The sequence below is a fragment of the Pantoea sp. CTOTU49201 genome (assembly GCF_032054795.1).
Lineage (GTDB): Bacteria > Pseudomonadota > Gammaproteobacteria > Enterobacterales > Enterobacteriaceae > Pantoea > Pantoea symbiotica.
On record NZ_DAMBSA010000311.1, the window covers coordinates 1 to 5,620 of the forward strand.

Annotated in this window: 6 protein-coding genes; 5 read left to right on the forward strand and 1 reads right to left on the reverse strand. The window is 54.3% G+C overall.

The features are described 5' to 3' along the window. From RTY00_RS18535 to RTY00_RS18545, 3 genes are all read left to right on the forward strand, one after another. The coding region (locus RTY00_RS18535) for an NADH-quinone oxidoreductase subunit M (RefSeq protein ID WP_312665411.1) at positions 1-672 on the forward strand (672 nt) is incomplete at its 5' end. A gap of 6 nt (positions 673-678) precedes the next feature. Next, positions 679-2,136, forward strand: a complete 1,458-nt coding sequence (nuoN, locus tag RTY00_RS18540) for an NADH-quinone oxidoreductase subunit NuoN (protein WP_008105131.1) — start codon at positions 679-681, stop codon at positions 2,134-2,136. A 189-nt stretch (positions 2,137-2,325) separates the two neighbouring features. After that, entirely contained in the window at positions 2,326-2,778 is a 453-nt protein-coding gene (locus RTY00_RS18545) for a GNAT family N-acetyltransferase (RefSeq protein WP_312665413.1), read from the forward strand. Positions 2,779-2,806: 28 nt separating this feature from the next. On the opposite strand, the gene RTY00_RS18550 is transcribed toward RTY00_RS18545, so the two are convergent. Continuing rightward, positions 2,807-4,465: a glucan biosynthesis protein D gene (locus RTY00_RS18550; protein ID WP_008105127.1), complete on the reverse strand. Its 1,659-nt coding sequence runs from the start codon at positions 4,463-4,465 to the stop codon at positions 2,807-2,809. Positions 4,466-4,756: 291 nt separating this feature from the next. Here RTY00_RS18550 and elaB point away from each other — a divergent pair, with 291 nt between their 5' ends. Both elaB and RTY00_RS18560 read left to right on the forward strand, forming a co-directional pair. Further along, entirely contained in the window at positions 4,757-5,065 is a 309-nt protein-coding gene (elaB, locus tag RTY00_RS18555) for a stress response protein ElaB (protein WP_008105125.1), read from the forward strand. A gap of 145 nt (positions 5,066-5,210) precedes the next feature. After that, positions 5,211-5,620: molybdopterin-binding protein (locus RTY00_RS18560; RefSeq protein ID WP_312665414.1), on the forward strand; the 410-nt coding region annotated here is incomplete at its 3' end.

Genomic DNA, 5,620 nt, shown 5'->3' on the forward strand with positions numbered 1-5,620 from the left:
GCAGAGTTCGCACCGATTGCCATGTGGCTCGGTATCATCGGCATCTTCTACGGTGCATGGATGGCGTTCTCGCAGTTCGATATCAAACGTTTGATTGCTTACACCTCTATTTCGCACATGGGCTTCGTGTTGATCGCCATCTACACCGGCAGCCAACTGGCCTTCCAGGGCGCAGTAATTCAGATGATTGCGCACGGTCTTTCTGCTGCAGCACTGTTCATCTTGTGTGGTCAGCTGTATGAGCGTCTGCATACCCGCGACCTTCGTCAGATGGGCGGTTTGTGGTCACGTATCAAATGGATTCCGGGTCTGTCACTGTTCTTTGCGGTTGCGAACCTCGGTATGCCGGGCACCGGTAACTTTGTTGGCGAATTCATGATTCTGACCGGCAGTTTCCAGGTGGTGCCGGTGATTATCGTCATCGCAACCTTTGGTCTGGTGTTTGCTTCGGTTTACTCCCTGATCATGATGCAGCGCGCTTACTTCGGCGAAGCCAAGTCGAAAGATCCGCTGCCAGGCATGTCACCGCGTGAGTTCCTGACTATCGGCGTATTGGTAGTGTTGCTGGTGCTGCTGGGGATTTATCCACAGCCAATCCTCGACACATCCCATGCTGCGATGAGCAATATTCAGCAGTGGTTTACCGCTTCAATTTCAACTACAAGGCCGTAATTCGCCATGACAATAACTCCTCAACATCTGATCGCGTTACTGCCGCTGTTGATCGTCGGATTGACGGTGGTGGTGGTGATGCTGTCCATTGCGTGGCGACGCAATCACTTTGTTAATGCCACGTTGACGGTGATCGGACTTAACATTGCGCTGTTTTCTCTGTGGTTTGTTGGCCAGGCGGGAGCGATGGACGTCACGCCGCTGCTGCGCGTTGATGGCTATTCGATGTTCTACACCGCGCTGGTGGTGCTGGCGAGTTTAGCCACCTGCACCTTCGCTTATCCGTGGCTGGCCGGTTTCCCGGACAACAAAGATGAGTTTTATCTGCTGGTGCTGATTGCGGCACTCGGCGGGATTGTGCTGGCGAGCGCCAACCATCTGGCTGCGCTGTTCATCGGTATCGAACTGCTGTCACTGCCGCTGTTTGGTTTGATTGGTTATGCTTTCCGCCAAAAACGTTCACTGGAAGCGTCACTGAAATACACCATCCTGTCGGCGGCGGCCTCATCGTTTCTGCTGTTTGGTATCGCGCTGATTTATGCAGATTCCGGCAGCCTGAGCTTTGTGCAGCTGGGTAAAAGTCTGAGTGATAGCATGATTCAGGAGCCGCTGTTGCTGCTGGGTCTTGGCATGATGATTATCGGTCTGGGCTTCAAACTGTCGCTGGTTCCGTTCCATCTGTGGACGCCGGACGTTTATCAGGGTGCGCCTGCGCCGGTTTCAACCTTCCTCGCTACCGCCAGCAAGATCGCCATCTTTGGTGTGATTATGCGCCTGTTCATGTACGCGCCAGTGACAGATAGCGAAGCCGTTCGTACCGTGCTGGGCATCATTGCCTTCGCATCGATTCTGTTCGGTAACCTGATGGCGATTTCCCAGAGCAACATCAAGCGTCTGCTGGGTTACTCATCAATCGCGCACCTTGGTTATCTGTTAGTGGCGCTGATTGCGGTGAAAACCCATCAGCTGTCACTGGAAACCGCGGGCGTATATCTGGCTGGTTACCTGTTCAGCAGCCTGGGCGCGTTCGGCGTGGTTAGCCTGATGTCGAGCCCGTATCGTGGCCCGGATGCCGACACGCTCTATTCTTATCGCGGTCTGTTCTGGCATCGTCCGATTCTGTCTGCGGTAATGACGGTGATGATGTTGTCACTGGCCGGTATCCCAATGACGCTCGGCTTCATCGGTAAGTTCTACGTTATCGCCTCAAGTGTGAACGCACATCTGTGGTGGTTGAGTGGTGCAGTGGTCGCAGGTAGTGCGATTGGTCTTTACTACTATCTGCGCGTAACGGTGAGTCTGTATCTCAGCCCGCCGGAACTGCACAACCGCGATACGCAAGCCAACTGGGCGTTTACGGCGGGTGGTGTTGTGGTGCTGATCTCTGCGATTTTGGTACTGCTGCTCGGTGTTTATCCGCAGCCGCTGATTACACTGGTGCAGATGGCGCAGCCGCTGATGTAATACAGACCCGCGTCATGACTAAATCGGGCCTTCGGGCCTGATTTTTTTTGCCTGCAATTTACTGTGTAGTGAGATATTGAGCACAGAGTCACCACGAGGTTTTCAGCTGCGGCTGCCGCTCACTGCGTTTGGCGTAGCCGGTGTGATATTCTCAACGGATCACTTTTTTTGCTTAGACAAGGAAGCACCATGGAAATGCTTTGGCTTGATTGCCACCACAGTGAACTGACGGCGCAGCAACTCTACACGCTGCTGGCGCTGCGCAATCATGTCTTCATCGTGGAACAAAACTGTCCGTATCAGGATATTGATGGTCAGGATTTAGCCGCCGATAACCGCCACATTATGGGATTTCTCGACGGTAAGCTGCTGGCCTATGCACGCGTGTTAACGCCCGCGCTAGACTCTGCGCCGGTGCTGATTGGTCGTGTGATCGTCTCTGAAGAGGCGCGCGGATTGAAGCTGGGATATCGCTTGATGGAGAAGGCGCTGGAAAGCTGTGAGAAGCATTGGTCGCAACGCGCTATCTATCTTTCTGCGCAGGCACATCTGGAAGGTTTCTACGGTCGTCTGGGCTTTAAAGCGGTAACTGAAGTGTATATGGAAGATGACATTCCCCACATCGGCATGCAGAAAGCATAACGGCGAGGATTGCTCCTCGCCGTTATCATCAGCCCGGCGTCATCTGCCGGTCATCAACATATTTACGTTGATCCGGCGGCGGCGGGAAGTACTGATAAAGCCAGGTTTCACTCAGCGTCTCATCTTTGGTACGCAGGAACAGGCGCATATCAACCGGTTTGGTCGAGTCGCTATTCGGATACCAGTCAAACAGAATGCGGTAACCGTTCAGCGGCTCGACGTAGAGAATCTCAACCTGCTTGAATGTGCCTTCTGAAACGGTAATCACCGGCTCAATGCCTTTCGGCGCTGCGGCTTTCAGATCGCCACCAACAAAATCAATGGCAAAGCGACGTGACCAGGTTTCCGGGAAGTGTTCGCCTGGCGCCCAGCCTTCCGGGAAGCCACCGATACCGGTGCGAGTGGCATCAACACGCGCCAAACCACTGCGCACTGGCGGCAACTGACTCCAGTAGAGCTTGTACTGGAAGTTGAACTCGCTGCCGGCTTTCACTGGTTCTGATGGCTGCCAGAAGCACACCACGTTGTCCAGCGTTTCACCGGTGGTTGGAATCTCCATTACGTTAATGGCGCCTTTGCCCCATTTACCAATCGGTTCCACCCACAGGCTTGGACGTTTGTCGTACCAGCCAATCACATCCTGATAATTTTTGAAGTCATGATCCAGCTGCAACAGGCCAAAACCACGCGGGTTTTCGTCCTGATAGGCGTTGAACTGCAAACGCTGCGGGTTGTTCAGCGGACGCGCAATCCATTCGCCTTCACCGGTCCACATCGCCAGGCGATCGGAGTCGTGAATTTGCGGATGGTAAGTGTTGCACATGCGGCGCTCGTTGGTGCCACAGCTGAACATGCTGGTCATCGGCGCGATGCCGAGCTGGCGGATGTCGTTACGTGCAAACAGGTGGTTTTCTACCTCCATCACCACGCGTTTTTCTTCGCAGTGAATGGTGAACTTATACGCACCGGTAACGCTCGCGCCATCCAGCAGGGCATAAACTACAAAAGTGGTGTCATCCGCTTTTGGTGTTTCAAACCAGAATGCGGTGAAGTCCGGGAACTCTTCTTTGCCGTTGCTAAACGTGTTGACCGCCACGCCGCGTGCGGAGAGACCGTACTGGAAGGTCTCATCCACCGCGCGGAAATAGCTGGCTCCGAGGAAAGAGACGATATCGCGGCGCGCCAGTTCCGGCTTCTTAAACGCACGGAAACCGGCAAAACCGAGATCGGTTTTACCGACAAGCTGTTTGGTATCAACGTTAGCGTTGTGATAGTTGAACAGCTCCGGGCGGAAGTGAATCTCACGCGCTTCACGGCTGTCGGCATCGACCGAGAACATGCGGATGCGGCGCTTGAAGCCCATACCGACGTGGAAGAATTGCACGTCCAGCTCGCGGTCGGCGATGTTGTTCCACAGCGAGTGATTGGCGTCGTACTGAATTTCGTTATAGGCCTGCGGAGTTAGATTGGCCAGGGTGTCGGGCAAGGGGCCAGGTGCGCCGCCCCAGGGCTGTTTTGCCAGTGCGGAGGCTTTCTTTTTCAGTGAGTCGAAATCGAAGCGCACTGCGGTACCGTCGGCGATACCATCATCGGCCCAGGCGGATTGTGCAAACAGCGTGGAGAGACCCGTCATGCCGCTAACAGCGGAGAGGGCCATGGACGCTTTCATAAATTTTCTACGATTCATGCCGGAAATCTAATCCTTAGCTGCTCGGGTGTATTTTGACTCTCGTAAGACGAGAAACGTCTGACTACAGGGGGTTACGACAGTCGTGGAAATAAAAAATTCAGTCTGCGGAAAATTTATCAGATTAATCAAATAAGCGAAGCAGAATTCGCGCCGCTCCGCCGCTGATGACACAACTTTGCATTGAGATGGACGAAACTCGGTTAAATCCTGGCAGTCGCCGTCCAGCAAAGCTGGAATTTAAGACTATAGTTAAACCACAACGAGTTAGGAACATGGAGGAACTACATAGTGTCATCTTCAGACCAATTTGAAACGCACCTTGACGACGACCTGGCGCTGCTGACGGAAACGCTGGAAGAAGTGTTACGCGCATCAGGCGATCCGGCCGATCAGAAATACATCGAGTTGAAACTCAAAGCTGAACAAGCGCTGGAAGACGTGAAATCGCGCGTTAGCCAGGCGTCAGACAGCTATTACTATCGTGCCAAAAACGCGGCTTACCGCGCCGATGATTATGTGCATGAAAAACCGTGGCAGGGGATTGGCATCGGTGCCGCCGCTGGCCTGTTTGTCGGTTTACTGCTGGCTCGACGTTAAGTTCCAACGGGCGCGACACGCTTCGCGCCCGCTTCCTGATTATCCCGCCGCTTATTCCCGCTAAATCCCTGTTTCGCATCATCCGCGATTGTGTTTCGCCTGCGCGCTTCCTACAGTAAAGCGACAGGGAAAAGGAGAACGCAACGTGATACGTGTAGAAATGCTCTCAACGGGCGATGAAGTGTTACATGGGCAGATTGTCGATACCAACGCCGCCTGGCTGGCCGATGTGCTGTTCCAGCACGGTTTGCCGATGACCAGCCGCAGCACCGTCGGTGATGCGATGAGCTCGCTGGTGGAGGCGCTGCAGAGCCGCAGCCAGATTGCAGACGTGCTGATCGTTAACGGTGGTTTAGGACCGACCAGCGACGATCTCAGCGCGCAGGCCGCTGCCAATGCTAGCGGCAGTGAGTTAGTCATTCAGCAACAGTGGTTGGAAAAAATGGAAGCCTGGTTCGCCAGTCGCGGACGCGTCATGGCGCCGAGCAATCGTAAGCAGGCAGAAATCCCCGCCATTGCCGAGATGCTGGATAACCCGGTCGGCACCGCGTGCGG

Bases quoted from the DNA above. Each gene is read 5' to 3' on its own strand.
- nuoN (WP_008105131.1), top strand. From the start codon at position 679: ATGACAATAACTCCTCAACATCTGATCGCGTTACTGCCGCTGTTGATC.
- RTY00_RS18545 (WP_312665413.1), top strand. From the start codon at position 2,326: ATGGAAATGCTTTGGCTTGATTGCCACCACAGTGAACTGACGGCGCAG.
- RTY00_RS18550 (WP_008105127.1), bottom strand. From the start codon at position 4,465: ATGAATCGTAGAAAATTTATGAAAGCGTCCATGGCCCTCTCCGCTGTT.